Source organism: Streptomyces sp. NPDC055243 (assembly GCF_044544025.1).
Taxonomy (GTDB): Bacteria; Actinomycetota; Actinomycetes; order Streptomycetales; family Streptomycetaceae; genus Streptomyces.
The window spans coordinates 1-13904 of record NZ_JBITWR010000034.1 but is presented as its reverse complement, the minus strand read 5'-3'; the positions used below and the strand labels follow the sequence as shown (position 1 = coordinate 13904).

The following is a 13904-nucleotide window of genomic DNA, read 5'->3' as shown; positions in this document are numbered from 1 at the left end:
CCCCCCAGGCCATGTCCTCGACAAGGGGAGGTAGTCATGCCAACTCCGAAGGCCGGTAACCCCGTTGCGGGGCTACGAAAACGGTAATGGGGGGGACATGGTCAGGGCAGCTGGGCCGTCGTCGTAGCCGTAGCCGTAGCCGTAGCCGTAGCTGGCTGGGCCTGGGCTGCGGGCGCCTGGGTCGGCTCTTCCGGGAGGGAGTCGCGGGAGGGTTCCCGTACGAGGAGTGTGGCCAGGAAGGTCAGGGTGATGCATCCGCGAGCCCGTCGCCTGAAGTGCGGTTCCAGAGGCCTCAGCAGGGCTTCACCAGGACCTTTGCGACACAGCCATGCCACTCGCACAACCCTGCCACTCGCCACAACCCTGCCACTCATCGAGGAGCGTCACAGCATGAGCACTCTCGACATCCTGTCCGAGGACGAGCAGTCCGTCGTCAGCACGGTGCGGGACTTCGTCGACAAGGAGGTGAAGCCGGTCGTCCAGGAGCTGGAGCACGCCGACACCTACCCCGAAGCCCTGATCGAGCAGATGAAGCGGCTCGGCATCTTCGGCCTCGCCGTCCCCGAGGAGTTCGGCGGCACCCCGGTCTCCACGCCCTGCTACGTCCTCGTCACCGAGGAGCTCTCCCGCGGCTGGATGAGCCTGGCCGGTGCGATGGGCGGCCACACCGTGGTAGCGAAGCTGCTGCTCCACTTCGGTACGGAGGAGCAGAAGCGCCGCTATCTGCCCAAGATGGCCACCGGCGAGATCCGGGCGACCATGGCGCTGACCGAGCCGGGCGGCGGTTCGGACCTCCAGGCGATGCGCACGTACGCCCGCAAGTCCACGGGCACGTACATCGATGGGGACGGGGACGCGGGCGGATACGTGATCAACGGGGCGAAGACCTGGATCACCAACTCCCGCCGGTCCGGCCTGATCGCCCTGATGTGCAAGACCGACCCGGCCGCCACCCCCGCCCACAAGGGCATCTCGATCCTGCTGGTCGAGCACGGCCCCGGCCTGACGGTCTCGCGCGACCTGCCCAAGCTCGGCTACAAGGGTGTGGAGAGCTGCGAGCTGTCGTTCGACGACTACCGGGCGCCGTCCGACGCCGTACTGGGCGGGGTCGAGGGAAAGGGCTTCGCGCAGATGATGAAGGGGTTGGAGACCGGACGGCTCCAGGTCGCAGCGCGCGCACTCGGGGTCGGCCGGGCCGCGTTCGAGGACTCCGTGGCCTACGCCCAGGAGCGCGAGACCTTCGGCGAGCCGATCTGGAAGCACCAGTCGATCGGCAACTACCTGGCCGACATGGCCACATCGCTGACCGCCGCACGCCAGCTCACCCTGTACGCCGCCCAGGAGGCGGACGCGGGCCGTCGCGTGGACATGGAGGCGGGCATGGCCAAGCTCTTCGCTTCCGAGACCGCCATGCAGATCGCGCTCAACGCCGTCCGGATCCACGGCGGTTACGGCTACTCCACCGAGTTCGACGTAGAACGCTACTTCCGTGACGCCCCGCTGATGATCGTCGGCGAGGGCACGAACGAGATCCAACGCAACGTCATCGCGAGCCAGTTGGTGAAGAGGGGCGGCCTCGACGCGTGAAGCGCCGCGTAGAACGACGGAGTGCCGGCGTCGAGGTCACCGATGGCTCACCACATTGACGACCTGCCCATTGGGATCACGTACGAAGAACCGGCGCACTCCCCACTCCTCGTCCTGCAGGGGGTGCACGATCTCCGCGCCACTCTCGCGCACCGCTGCGTAGACCGCGTCCACGTCGTCCACCTCCACAGTCATGTCGGGCACGACGGGAGCGCTCTTGTCGTGGCTCATGAAGGTGACTTGGGCGGTGGGGTTGGAGGGGGAGCCGAGCGTCATGACCCAGCCGAGGTTCATGACCTCCTCGAAACCCAGGAGTCCGTAGAAGTCCCGGCTCTCCTCCATGGCCTCGGTTCGGATGTCGGGCATGGCCCGGCGGATGGACATCGGCGACTCCTGTCGGCAGATGAGGGCAGGTGCGTCCCCGATTCTCTCCGGGGCGCCGCTCCGCACGCCTCGCAACACACACGGCCGACGGCCGACGGCCGAAATCGCGGTGCGGACCGTGACCTTGAGCGCTTAGAGTCTGCGCGATCAAGGGGTGGTGATGCGGAGACCCGGCCGCGCCGACCGCGGTCCGGCTGTACGAGGATCCGCGCTGCCCGGTGGTCGAGGGGTTCGAGGCGACGGGCGGAGACGACCCCCGCGGCCCCGGCACGCCCACGGTGGCGATCAACGGCACCCAGGTCACGGGCGACCTGCACGGCTCGCTCTTCGGCAAAGACATGTTCGACCTGCTCCTGACCCTGTAGAGGGTTTCAGCGGATCGGCAGCCGCGTCGAGGCAACACGTGAACACACCTGCCGACGACCTCGAACTGGCGGGTGCGGAGAGCGACAGCACGGCCCTCCACCGGCTCGCGCAAGGCCCGTACCCGTTCGTGTTGAGGTTCCGCGTCTGCGTCACTCTTCAGAGCAGCCGGGCGCGGAACTTCGGGCGGTGGGGAGGCGTTGCCAGAAGGACGCGTGGAACGCGCGCGGACGAGCGAACTGGTAGCAGAGGTGGCACGGATGGCGATGTGGGACCGGATCAAGGACCAGGCCAAGGGTCTGCAGCAGCAGTCCCAGGGGGCACGGAGCTCCGGCGGTCAGGGACGTCCGGGGTCGGGGTCGGGGTCCGGAGGGGGGTCGAAGGCTCAGCTCGTGGGCGTGCTCAAGTCGCAACTCGCCTCGCTCAAGACGGAGCTCAAGAGCGGCGCCTACCGCGACGCCAGCATGGCCATGTGCGCCCTGGTCGCGGCCGCCGACGGCTCGGTCGACCCGGCCGAGCGGCAGCACGTGGAGTCACTGATCCTGCAGAACGACGTCCTGAAGAACTTCCCGCCCGAGCAGCTGCAGCAGCGTTTCAACAAGCACGTCGACCAGCTGACGTTCAACTTCCAGCAGGGCAAGACCGAGGCCATGCAGGAGATCGCCAAGGCGTCGAAGAAGCCGATGGAGGCCAAGGCGGTCATCCAGACCGGCTTCGTCGTCGCGGGCGCGGACGGGTACATCGCCCCGGCCGAGGAGCAGGTCCTGCGCGAGGCGTGCGCGGCACTCGGCGTCTCGCCGCAGGAGTTCGGCCTCTGACGGTCGAGACCACCATGCCCGGATGACCCGGGCATGCAGCTGTGCAGTGGGGCCCGCACCTCAAGGTGCGGGCCCCACTGCACAGACTGCAGGCCGTGCCGTGAGTGTCCCGTAGGCGCCCAGAACTCACCTGGGTACTGCTTGGGTACTGCTACTCATGTGCCGCACCACGCTGACGCCTACCGTCACCTGCATGTTCAAGACCCCTGTACGAAGAGTCCGGGCCTTCGGGCGGCCCATCCCCCATGCCGTCGCAGGGCTGGCGCTGGCAGTCGCTGTCGCCGTCGTGGGCAACTTGGTGGTGGGGCAGGTGGGGAAGGTGTGGAACGGCGAGCCGTACCCGTCGGTCGACCCCGACGCGGTCGCGCAACGACTCAAGGACCGGTCCGACGAGGTGTACGACGACTTCGCCCTGCCCGAGATACCCGAGGTACCCGAGAAATCCGGGAAATACAAGAAATCCCGGAAGTACGCCGCGGCCCCGGGCAAGATCGCTACCGGCGCCTGCTACTACCGAGGGCTGAGGGGTTTCGCCCACATTGACGAGGCACACAGCGACGTCCGTAGCTTCGGACTCGACTGGAGCGTGCCCCACGTCCCCGAGGCCACCGCACGGGACGCACAACAGCGTGTGCGTCAGCGGCTGGTGAAGCAGGGATGGAAGCACACCCACGATGGCGACCGCGCAGGGGCCGCCCTGCGCGAGTTGGGCTTCCGATTCGAAGACCCGGAAAGCGGCGACCAGGTCGACGTGCGGTGGAACGACTCGACCACGACTCTGTTCATCAGTGTCTACGCCCCTTGTGGGGAGGTCCCCGACGACTTCGCGGAGTACGGCTGGTCCGAGGCGGACTGGCGCCCGAAGCGCACCGGCAGGCCATGACGATCGTGTTCTCCCAGGCCATGACGATCGTGTTCTCCGTGCCGTCATCCCTGCGGGAAGCGCCGCAGGGAGCTGGGTGTGATCCAGCGAACCCAGCCAGGCGCCGAGCCGGTCGGCAGGGGCCTGGCCCTCGCGTCCATGGGCTCCGGTCGGGCGGCGCCCGCCACTGATCACCAACCCGCAACCCGCCAGGCGCCCGACCCTCGTTCCGGGAGATCCCTGCGCACAAGCCCTTGCGACTTCGACATCTGACGACTAGTCATATGGCTAATCGAAACAAGGGCGACCCCGCCGCAGCGGCTCAACCCCCTGGAGGGCACGTGAAGTTCTCCGTCATATTCGAAGCTCAGCTCGCCGACCCCACCGTCGAGCGCGAGCATCAACTCATCCGCGACAGCGTCGAACAGGCCGTCCTGGCCGAGCAGATGGGATTCGACCGCGTATGGGCGGTCGAGCACCACTCCCTCAAGTGGTACGCCCACATGAGCGCCCCCGAGATCTTCCTGACCTGGGTCGCCGCGCGCACCAGCACCATCCGTATCGGGCACGGCGTGGTCTGTATGCCGTTCCGGTTCAACCACCCCGCGCGGGTCGCCGAGCGTGCCGCCATGCTCGACCTGCTGTCCGGCGGGCGGCTCGACCTCGGGGCGGGGCGGGGCGGAACGCTCCAGGAGACCTCACTCTGCGGCGTCGACAAGGATCGTACGACCCAGGAGGTCGAGGAAGCCCTGCAGATCATCGGGAAGGCCTGGGAGAGGGAGGAGTTGGAGCACCACGGGGCGTTGCTCGACATCGATCCGCATCCCATCCTGCCGCGGCCCCGCCAGACCCCCCACCCCCCGCTCTTCCTCGCCTGTAGCCGGACCGAGACCCTGACGCAGGCCGCCGAACTCGGCATCGGTGCCCTGGTGATGGGCTTCGCGGGGCCGGAGTCCATCGCCGAGATGCGTGCGGCGTACGACGCTGCGATCGCCGGCCGCGGCGATGCCCGCTTCGTGTCCAGCGTCGTCAACGACCACTTCTCCGTGCTCTGCCCGACCATCGTGCTCGACGACCGGGACGCGGCCCAGCGCATCGGCATCCGCGGGCAGCGGTTCTTCGCGCAGTCCATCGGACACTGGTACGGCGGAGCAGGCATCCCCGACGAGGCCGTGGTCGAAGGCGCCGATGAGGCTGTCGCGATGCGCGAGGCCGCCGAGCAGGTCGTCGCGCGGCTGCACGAGCACAACATCCCGGTGCGGCCCACCTCCACCGCCACCTTCAATGCCGATCATGCCTATGGGACCGCCGACGACGCGATCGCCTATGTCGAGCGGCTTCGCGATGCCGGGGCCGACGAGATCATGTGCCTCATCCAGATGGGCACCGTCCCGCAGGATGCCTGCATGGAGACCCTGCGGCAGTGGGGCGAGAAGGTCATCCCGTACTTCCGTGCCCAGGAGGTGGGGTGATGGCGCCGTGACGGCCGATGACGCGGACAGTGACCGTCTTGCCCCCGATGCCCGCAGTCCCTCGAGGCAGTGGGGCGAGAAGGTCATCCCGTACTTCCGTGCCCAGGAGGTGGGGTGATGACCCCGTGACGGCCGATGACGCGGACAGTGACCGTCTCGCCCCCGGCGCCCGCCCCCTCGTCGATGCCCTCAGCGCCGCCTTTCCCGACCTCGGCGGCACCGTCACCGACGCCGCCGAAGCCCGCCGCATCCTCGCCGCCGCTCCCGCATCCGGCAGCGGGAAAGCGACACCGGCCGTGGGGGTGGTCGAAGATCGGGTCATCCCCGGACCCGTCGGTGACCCCGGCCTGCCCGTACGCATCTACTGGCCCGACGTCACCAGCCACTCCCGCCCCCACTCCCGCCCCCACCCTCGCCCTCATCCCCGCCCCACCGTCGTCTTCTTCCACGGCGGCGGCTACACCCTCTGCGGCCTCGACACCCACGACTCCACGGCCCGTACCCTCTGCGCCGAGGCCCGTGCCGTCGTGGTCTCCGTCGCCTATCGCCTCGCCCCCGAGCATCGTTTTCCCGCCGCGACCGAGGATGCGTACGCCGCCCTGTGCTGGGCCGCGGGCGAGACCCGGGCGGGCGCGCTCGGCGGGGAGCCGGGGGCCGTGGTGACGGCCGGGGACAGCAGCGGGGGCGGGCTCGCCACCGTCGCGGCCCTGATGGCGCGGGATCGCGAAGGGCCCGCCGTCGCACTCCAGTTGTTGATCTACCCCGTGCTCGACGCGGGGCAGGGGAGCGGCTCGTATACGTCGAACGCGTCCGGATACTTCCTCACCGCCGCGCACATGCGCTGGTTCTGGGAGCAGTATCTGGGGCCCGACGGCGACGGTGCGGATCCCTACGCCTCGCCGCTGCGCGCGGATCTCGCGGGGCTGCCGCCCGCGCACCTCGTCACCGCCGGCTGCGATCCGCTGTGCGACGAGGGCGCCGCGTACGCGGTCGAGCTGCGCCGGGCGGGGGTTCCGGTGACGCGGAGGCACTATCCGGAGATGTTCCACGGCTTCCTGGGCTTCCCGCGGCTCCTGGAGGATGCGCGGGCCGCGGTGGCAGATGTGGCAGAAGCGATCGCCGCGACGGTATCCGGCAGGAAAATTAGCGGTGATGTTGGGGGTGTCACAGGATAATTTCCCGAGCCTCCTCTTGTGGTGGAGAACCTTGCACGCATACGGTGTCCATACGCGAGGTTCTCCCGTGGAGGTTGACAAGTGACGGAAATTCTTGTGCAGAGGGTTACGGAGGAGGCGGTTCCTCCCGCGAGTGGGGGTGCCCCCATGGGAAGGGTCGTGGAGCACCCGGCTTGGCCGATGCTCAAGGACGCCGTGGAAGAGATCCGCCCGTGGCAGTCCGCGGACGGCTCGATCGACTTCGACGCGGAGGGTGCCCCGGCGAAGTCCGTGGCCGAACTCGCCGTCGACCGCGTGATATCCGCGATCGACCAGCTCGCCCCGCTCCTGCCGCACGACGCCGCGTACCACCAGGCGCTCGGCGCGGACCTGCGGCGCTGGGCGGACAACGGCTTCAAGGTGCCGGACTTCCTCGACTCGCTGCTGGCCTTCCAGCCCGCGGCGCACCGCGAGGACGGTCTGCAGCACCTCGTGGTCTTCCCGATGTACACGCAGAACGGCAATCCGGACCGCAACTTCGAAGCGGTCGTGCTGCGCATGGTCTGGCCGGACTGGCTGGCCGAGCTCGAGCGCACGCGCTACGACAACCCGCTGTTCTGCGGCATCACCTTCGAGGACTTCACCGCCGGGTACGACACGAACTCGGCCGTGCTCTTCCCCGAGACCATCGCCGTGCGCGAGGCCCCCGAGCGCTTCAGCTGGGGCGGCATCTTCTGCGACCGCGAGGCGGCCCGCTTCCGCCGCGTCACCGAGGCCTCCGTCGACATCCTCGGGCTCGAACTGCCCGACGACATCCGCGAGATGATCGGCGACCAGGACCGCTGCCAGCAGGCGTTCGTCCTGTGGGACATGGTCCACGACCGCACCCACAGCCACGGCGACCTGCCCTTCGACCCCTTCATGATCAAGCAGCGGCAGCCGTTCTGGATGTATGGCCTTGAGGAGCTGCGCTGCGACCTCACCGCCTTCAAGGAGGCCGTGAAGCTGGAGGCCGAGGGCATCCCGCAGGCGCGTGACGTGCAGTACGCGGTCCTCTTCGACCGGATGTTCCGCTTCCCGGTCACCGGCGACCGCGTCAAGAACTACGACGGGCTCGGCGGCCAGCTGCTCTTCGCGTACCTGCACAAGCACGACGTAGTCCGCTGGACCGACAACAAGCTCAAGATCGACTGGGAGCGTGCGCCGCAGGTCACCAACCAGCTGTGCGCCGAGATCGAGGAGCTCTACCGCGCGGGCATCGACCGCCCCAAGCTCGTGCACTGGTTCGCCGCGTACGACCTGGTGTCCCAGTACCTCGCCCCGCACCCCGGATCGCGCTGGGCCAAGGGCCCCGACGCGCTGGATGTGCAGCTTCCGCCCCGAAAACTGGTCGACGACGTGCTTCCTGACGAGTTTCCGCTCAGCATGTTCTATGAGGCGCTCTCCAAGAAGCTCAAGCACGTGATCGCCGAGACCAAGGGGATCACCGCGGCGGGCGCCCAGCAGGTCGCCGCATGAACGACCGCACCACCAAGGAGGCGAGGACGATGTCCGCACTCGATGGAGCCGTGGTCGCGGTCGCGGGGGCCGGCGGTCCGGCAGGCCGTGCCACGCTGCTGAGGCTCGCGGAGGCAGGTGCCACGGTCGTGGCGTCCGACGCCGACGTGGCGCGCCTCGCGGAGGCCGTGGACGCGGCGCGGTACGCGCACGGCGGGGCCACCGTCATAGGCGACACGGTCGATCTCCTGGACCTGGACGCGACCCGGGAGTGGGCCACCCGCACGGAGAAGGAGTTCGGGCGGATCGACGGCCTGGTCCACCTCGTGGGCGGCTGGCGCGGCAGCGCCACCTTCGCCGAGACCGACCTCGCCGACTGGGACCTGCTGGAAAAGCTCCTGATCCGCACCGTGCAGCACACCTCGCTCGCCTTCCAGGACGGCCTGCAGCGCAGCGACCGCGGCCGCTATCTCCTGATCAGCGCGGCCGGCGCCTCCAAGCCCACGGCGGGCAACGCGGCGTACTCCGCGTCGAAGGCCGCCGCCGAGGCCTGGACCCTCGCCCTGGGCGATGCCTTCCGCAAGGCGGGGGGCGAGCAGGGCCCGAGGACGGCGGCTGCCATCCTGGTGGTCAAGGCGCTGGTGCACGACGCGATGCGCGCGGAGCGGCCCAACGCGAAGTTCGCGGGCTTCACGGACGTCACGGAGCTGGCCGAGGCCATCGCCGGGGTCTGGGAGCGGCCCGCCGCAGAAGTGAACGGAACCCGCCTGTGGCTGACCGAGAAGCCGTGACCGCTCGCGACCCCCGTGACAGAGAAGCCGTGAACCCTCCGAAGACCGACGCACGCCGCCATCACGACCCGGATGTACGGGGGTTCGCCAGCGACAACTACGCGGGCGCCCACCCCGAGGTGCTCGCGGCCATCGCGCTGGCCAACGGCGGCCACCAGATCGCGTACGGCGAGGACGACTACACGGCCAACCTCCAGCAGGTCATCCGCGGCCACTTCGGCCCGACCGCCGAGGCGTTCCCGGTCTTCAACGGCACGGGGGCGAACGTCGTCGCGCTCCAGGCGATCACCGACCGCTGGGGCGCCGTGATCTGCGCCGAGTCCGCGCACATCCACGTCGACGAGGGCGGCGCTCCCGAGCGCATGAGCGGCCTGAAACTGCTGACGGTGCCCACGCCCGACGGCAAGCTCACCCCCGAGCTGATCGACAAGCAGGCGTTCGGGTGGGACGACGAGCACCGGGCGATGCCGCAGGTGGTCTCGATCGCGCAGAACACCGAACTGGGCACGCTCTACACGCCCGACGAGATCCGCGCCATATGCGATCACGCGCACAAGCTCGGCATGAAGGTGCACCTGGACGGTTCGCGGATATCCAACGCCGCCGCGTCCCTGGACGTCCCCATGCGGACGTTCACGAACGCGGTCGGCGTGGACATCCTGTCCCTGGGCGGCACGAAGAACGGCGCGCTGTTCGGGGAGGCGGTCGTCGTCCTCAACCAGGACGCCGTCAGCCACATGAAGCACCTGCGCAAGCTGTCCATGCAGCTCGCCTCCAAGATGCGCTTCGTGTCGGTGCAGTTGGAGGCCCTGCTGGCCAAGGACCTCTGGCTGCGCAACGCCCGGCACGCGAACGAGATGGCCCAGCGCCTGGCCGAAGGGGTGCGCGCCGTCCACGGCGTGGAGATCCTCTACCCGGTGCAGGCCAACGCGGTCTTCGCGCGGCTTCCACACGACGTGAGCGAGCGGCTGCAGAAGCAGTACCGCTTCTACTTCTGGGACGAGGCGGCGGGCGACGTCCGCTGGATGTGCGCGTTCGACACGCGCGAGGAGGACGTGGACGGGTTCGTCGCGGCGCTCAAGGAAGAGATGGCACGCTGACCGACCAGCCCTGATCCACTCGCCAGAACTGCATAGATATGCGATCGACCGTAAAAGCATTGACTCACGGTCGGTCGCATTTCTATGCTCCCTTGGCATGCAGCTGATCCAGGAAACCCCCGACCTCTCCGCTTATTTGGCCGCCGACGAGGTCGTCGATCACCATCATCCGCTCGTCCGCGAGACCGCGGCGCGCCTCGCCGCCGATGCCGCGGATTCATACGCATACGCTCACGCGGCCTACGACTTCGTGCGTGACGCCATCCCGCACTCCGCCGACAGCGGCGACCCGCGCGTGACCTGGCGCGCCTCCGACGTCCTGGAGCAGGGCACGGGCATCTGCCACGCCAAGGCCCACGCGCTGGCCGCGCTGCTGCGCGCCGAGGACATCCCCACCGCGTTCTGCTATCAGCGGCTGACGCACGACGCGGGGACGGGGTACGTCGTGCACGGCCTGCTCGCCGTCCGCTTCCAGGGCGCCTGGCACCGGCAGGACTGCCGCGGGAACAAGCCCGGCGTCGACGCCCGGTTCTCGCTCGGCGGCGAGCGCCTCGCCTTCAAGGTGAATGTTGAGTCCAGTGAGGTGGACTATCCAGTACTCTATGCTGCACCGCATGCGGCGGTTCTCCGCGCCCTGAAGGGTGCCCCGGACCGGCCGTACCTGTGGGAGACCCTCCCCGACGCACTCTGAACGCAAGGCAGACGATGACCTTCCAGATCACCGTGACCGACGACGTGCGCGCCATCGCGCCCGGCTTCACCCACGTCGCCATCGAGGCCTACGGGCTCGTCAACGCGCCCAGCACCGACGAGACCTCGGCCCTGCTCGACGAGGCCGCGCGCCGCCTCACCGAGCGGCTTGCGGGCCGCGCCCCGCACGAGGACCCGCACATGGTGGCCTGGCGCGCGGCGTACACCGCCTTCGGCGCGAAGCCCTCCCGTACCCGCAACTCCGCCGAGGCGCTGGCCAAGCGTGCCCTCGCCGACGGCGGCCTGCCGCGGATCAACACCCTCGTCGACGTCTACAACGCGATCAGCGTCGCCCACCTGATCCCGGTCGGCGGCGAGGACCTGGACCACATCAAGGGCGGCATGCGCCTGGTGCGGGCCACCGGCACCGAGGACTTCGTCACCATGGCCGCGGGCGAGCAGGCCGTGGAGCACCCGGATGCGGGCGAGGTCGTCTGGTGCGACGACGAGGGCGTCACCTGTCGGCGCTGGAACTGGCGCCAGGGTCCGCGCACCCGCCTCACCGAGGAGTCGGTCAACGCCATCTTCCTGCTGGAGGGGATGGGGCCGGACTCCGGTGTCGAGGCGGCGGGCGCCGAACTGACCGAGCTGCTCGCCAAGTTCAGCCCCGGCGCGCGACTGACCGTCCACGCGCCGCAGGGGGCGTAGAAGCACCCGGGCGGGCAAAGCGCCCGGGCCAATCGATTCAGCTCGCCTCGGCGGCCTTCACCTCGGCCGGAGTCGGCGCGGTGCCGCCGAGGTGCGCCGGCATCCACCACGTGTCGTCCGGGCCCTTGGGGCGTACGGGATAGGCGCGCTGCGCGGCTTCGAGCAGCTCCTGGCAGCGATCGCGCAGGCGCCGGGTGATCGCGCCCGCGAACTGGTCCTTGGGGGCCTCCACCGGCTCACCGACCCGGATCGTGATCGGGATGTGGCTGCGCTTGAAGTTGCGCGGCTGCCCCTTGGTCCACAGCCGCTGCGTGCCCCAGAGCGCCATCGGGATCAGCGGGACGCCGGCCTCCTGCGCCAGGCGCGCGGCGCCGGACTTGAAGGACTTCAGCGTGAACGACGGCGAGATCGTCGCCTCGGGGAAGACGCCGATGATCTCCCCGGAGCGCAGCGAGTCGAGCGCGTGCTGGTAGGCCGCCTCGCCCTGCGTGCGGTCGACGGGGATGTGCTTCATCCCGCGCATCAGCGGACCGGAGATCTTGTGCCGGAACACCGACTCCTTGGCCATGAAGCGCACGAGCCGCTTCTGCGGCAGGGCGGCGAGGCCGTCGAAGATGAAGTCGAGATAGCTGATGTGGTTGCTGACGAGGACCGCACCGCCGGTGCGAGGGATGTTCTCCGACCCCTTGCAGTCGATCTTCAGGTCCCAGGCCTTGAACAGCGTTTTCGCGGCTCCGACGACCGGACGGTAGACAAGCTCTGCCATGGGTGGGGAGGGCCCTTCGTGTCTGCCTTGGGAGGGGGCTCCCGGCGGGAAGTTACGCAGCCGTAGGTTTTTCGGCGTTGCGCAGATCGTGCCCCAAGAACGGACGGCTGGCCAGCCATCGTGCCCGGGGAGCGCGAGATTCTCGTCACGTTGGGAATGTTCCCGGGCGCGCGGGCGCTGAAGCCGAGGACGGTTGGATCATGACGCAGGGGCGGGAGGCTGACGTGCGGATACGCGACGCGGGAGACCGCATCGACGAGCCGGCACCGGGCGTGTGGGCGGGCCGCGAACTGGGGGAGCGCGCCACACTCGTGCAGTTCTCCAGCGCCTTCTGCCAGCCTTGCCGGGCCACCCGGCGCGTCCTCGCGGACGTGGCCGAAATGGTGCCCGGTGTCTCCCATGTGGAGATCGACGCCGAGGCCGAACTCGAACTCGTACGGGACCTGCGCATCCTCACGACACCGACGGTTCTGGTGCTCGACGCGGACGGACGGGTCGTGCGGCGCGCGACCGGCCAGCCGCGCAAGGCCGATGTGATCGCCGCCCTCGGCAAGGCCGTGTGAGACCGGAGCGTGCGGGGGAGGAGCGCCATGAGGCAGGAACGCACGGGCGCGAGACAGGGATGGGACGGCGTGGCACAGGGGCGGCAGATGGCGACGAGGTGGGGGCGGAAGATCGCGTCGACGCAGTTCCAGGACGCCGCGAGCCGGTTTTCACATCGCGGAACGGACTTGACTGCCCCCGGCATCTATCGCCAGCCTGCTCCCATGCCTCCGGAGCTCCTTCTCTACGAGCGCGTCCACGTGGACCTCGCCCGTCATGCAAGTGCGCGCTGTCCGGGCTGCTGAGCAGCCACGGACCCGCTCGTACCTCCTGCAGAAGGACACGTCCATGACGGCCACGCCCGATCTCCGCACCCCCCAGCTCGCCTCCCCCGACCTCCTGCGCTCCGTCTTCAGGCAGCACGCGGCGGGAGTCGCCGTGATCACCGCGCAGGGGCCCGCCGGGCCCGTCGGCTTCACCGCCACCTCGCTCGTCTCGGTCTCCGCCGAGCCCCCGATGCTCTCGTTCGGTATCGGTACGGGGGCCTCCAGCTGGCCCGCGGTCGCGGAGGCCGAGCACGTCGGCGTCCACATACTCGGCGAGCACCAGCTCGACCTCGCCACGACCTTCGCGCGCAGCGGCGCCGACCGCTTCGGCGCCGACACGCGCTGGTACGAGGGGCCCCAGGGCGTGCCCGTGCTCGACGGCACGCTGGCCTGGCTGGTGTGCAGGGTCGCCGCCCGGGTGCCCGCCGGTGACCACCGGATCGTGCTCGCGGAGGCGGTCGTGGGGGACCCCGCAGGAGCGGGGCGGCCGCTGCTCTACCACCAAGGGCGCTTCAACGCGCTGCGCGACTGAAAGTTCCCGAACGGCCCTCCCGACGCCCGATTACAGAGCGTTGGGAAGGTCACAGTTCAAAGCGCTTGCTTAGTGGGAATGCAATAGGTGTACTGGCGAGTAATATTCTGGTCGGAGCGCGGGCCGCCCCGACCGGGATCCGCCCCTTCAGGCGCCTATGCTGCCTGCAAGAAGGCAGTGGCCAGAGCAAGGCAGCAGCCCAGTAAAGACGATGCAGTAGGAGAGCCGGCGTGAGCTTGAGGATCGTTGTCACCGTGAAGTACGTGCCTGACGCCACCGGCGACCGGCACTTCGCCGATGACCTGACCGTC

15 protein-coding genes and 1 pseudogene are annotated in these 13904 nt (G+C 69.2%); 14 read left to right on the top strand and 2 right to left on the bottom strand.

The window, feature by feature from the left end:
* The first annotated feature begins 390 nt into the window (after window positions 1-390).
* Window positions 391-1587 (top strand): acyl-CoA dehydrogenase family protein, encoded by a 1197-nt coding sequence (locus ACIGXX_RS43890; protein ID WP_399984854.1) that lies wholly within the window; start codon window positions 391-393, stop codon window positions 1585-1587.
* Between the two features lie 36 nt (window positions 1588-1623).
* On the opposite strand, the gene ACIGXX_RS43885 is transcribed toward ACIGXX_RS43890, so the two are convergent.
* Window positions 1624-1971, bottom strand: a complete 348-nt coding sequence (locus tag ACIGXX_RS43885) for a VOC family protein (RefSeq protein WP_399984851.1) — start codon at window positions 1969-1971, stop codon at window positions 1624-1626.
* A 218-nt stretch (window positions 1972-2189) separates the two neighbouring features.
* Between ACIGXX_RS43885 and ACIGXX_RS43880 the strand changes: the two genes are divergently transcribed.
* The 10 genes from ACIGXX_RS43880 to ACIGXX_RS43835 all read left to right on the top strand — a co-directional run bounded on the left by ACIGXX_RS43880 (window position 2190) and on the right by ACIGXX_RS43835 (window position 11426).
* Window positions 2190-2336 carry a hypothetical protein gene (locus ACIGXX_RS43880; RefSeq protein WP_399984849.1) on the top strand — a complete coding sequence of 49 codons (147 nt, stop codon included), beginning with the start codon at window positions 2190-2192 and terminating at the stop codon, window positions 2334-2336.
* Between the two features lie 258 nt (window positions 2337-2594).
* The gene (locus tag ACIGXX_RS43875) at window positions 2595-3152 is read left to right on the top strand and encodes a TerB family tellurite resistance protein (RefSeq protein WP_351171479.1); all 558 of its coding nucleotides are present in this window, start codon (window positions 2595-2597) and stop codon (window positions 3150-3152) included.
* Window positions 3153-3345: 193 nt separating this feature from the next.
* Window positions 3346-4035 carry a hypothetical protein gene (locus ACIGXX_RS43870; RefSeq protein WP_383825228.1) on the top strand — a complete coding sequence of 230 codons (690 nt, stop codon included), beginning with the start codon at window positions 3346-3348 and terminating at the stop codon, window positions 4033-4035.
* Between the two features lie 320 nt (window positions 4036-4355).
* Window positions 4356-5486, top strand: coding sequence for an LLM class flavin-dependent oxidoreductase (locus ACIGXX_RS43865; protein ID WP_351171473.1), 1131 nt, complete (start codon window positions 4356-4358; stop codon window positions 5484-5486).
* 125 nt (window positions 5487-5611) lie between these two features.
* Window positions 5612-6661, top strand: coding sequence for an alpha/beta hydrolase (locus ACIGXX_RS43860; protein WP_399984846.1), 1050 nt, complete (start codon window positions 5612-5614; stop codon window positions 6659-6661).
* 81 nt (window positions 6662-6742) lie between these two features.
* Window positions 6743-8158 carry a DUF6421 family protein gene (locus tag ACIGXX_RS43855; RefSeq protein WP_399984844.1) on the top strand — a complete coding sequence of 472 codons (1416 nt, stop codon included), beginning with the start codon at window positions 6743-6745 and terminating at the stop codon, window positions 8156-8158.
* The gene (locus ACIGXX_RS43850; protein WP_351171464.1) at window positions 8155-8928 is read left to right on the top strand and encodes an SDR family NAD(P)-dependent oxidoreductase; all 774 of its coding nucleotides are present in this window, start codon (window positions 8155-8157) and stop codon (window positions 8926-8928) included. The genes ACIGXX_RS43855 and ACIGXX_RS43850 overlap by 4 nt, the downstream gene beginning before the upstream one ends.
* Window positions 8929-8957: 29 nt before the next feature.
* Window positions 8958-10028, top strand: a complete 1071-nt coding sequence (locus tag ACIGXX_RS43845; RefSeq protein ID WP_399984842.1) for a threonine aldolase family protein — start codon at window positions 8958-8960, stop codon at window positions 10026-10028.
* Between the two features lie 97 nt (window positions 10029-10125).
* Window positions 10126-10719 carry a transglutaminase domain-containing protein gene (locus tag ACIGXX_RS43840; protein WP_351171458.1) on the top strand — a complete coding sequence of 198 codons (594 nt, stop codon included), beginning with the start codon at window positions 10126-10128 and terminating at the stop codon, window positions 10717-10719.
* A gap of 14 nt (window positions 10720-10733) precedes the next feature.
* Entirely contained in the window at window positions 10734-11426 is a 693-nt protein-coding gene (locus ACIGXX_RS43835) for a B3/4 domain-containing protein (protein ID WP_399984839.1), read from the top strand.
* 37 nt (window positions 11427-11463) lie between these two features.
* Here ACIGXX_RS43835 and ACIGXX_RS43830 read toward each other — a convergent pair whose 3' ends face one another.
* Window positions 11464-12192, bottom strand: a complete 729-nt coding sequence (locus tag ACIGXX_RS43830) for a lysophospholipid acyltransferase family protein (protein WP_351171452.1) — start codon at window positions 12190-12192, stop codon at window positions 11464-11466.
* 200 nt (window positions 12193-12392) lie between these two features.
* Here ACIGXX_RS43830 and ACIGXX_RS43825 point away from each other — a divergent pair, with 200 nt between their 5' ends.
* The 3 genes and pseudogenes from ACIGXX_RS43825 to ACIGXX_RS43815 all read left to right on the top strand — a co-directional run.
* Window positions 12393-12755: a thioredoxin family protein gene (locus ACIGXX_RS43825; protein ID WP_351171449.1), complete on the top strand. Its 363-nt coding sequence runs from the start codon at window positions 12393-12395 to the stop codon at window positions 12753-12755.
* Between the two features lie 328 nt (window positions 12756-13083).
* Window positions 13084-13593 (top strand): flavin reductase family protein, encoded by a 510-nt coding sequence (locus ACIGXX_RS43820; RefSeq protein WP_351171446.1) that lies wholly within the window; start codon window positions 13084-13086, stop codon window positions 13591-13593.
* 230 nt (window positions 13594-13823) lie between these two features.
* Window positions 13824-13904: pseudogene (locus tag ACIGXX_RS43815) on the top strand (electron transfer flavoprotein subunit beta); the annotation flags it as partial.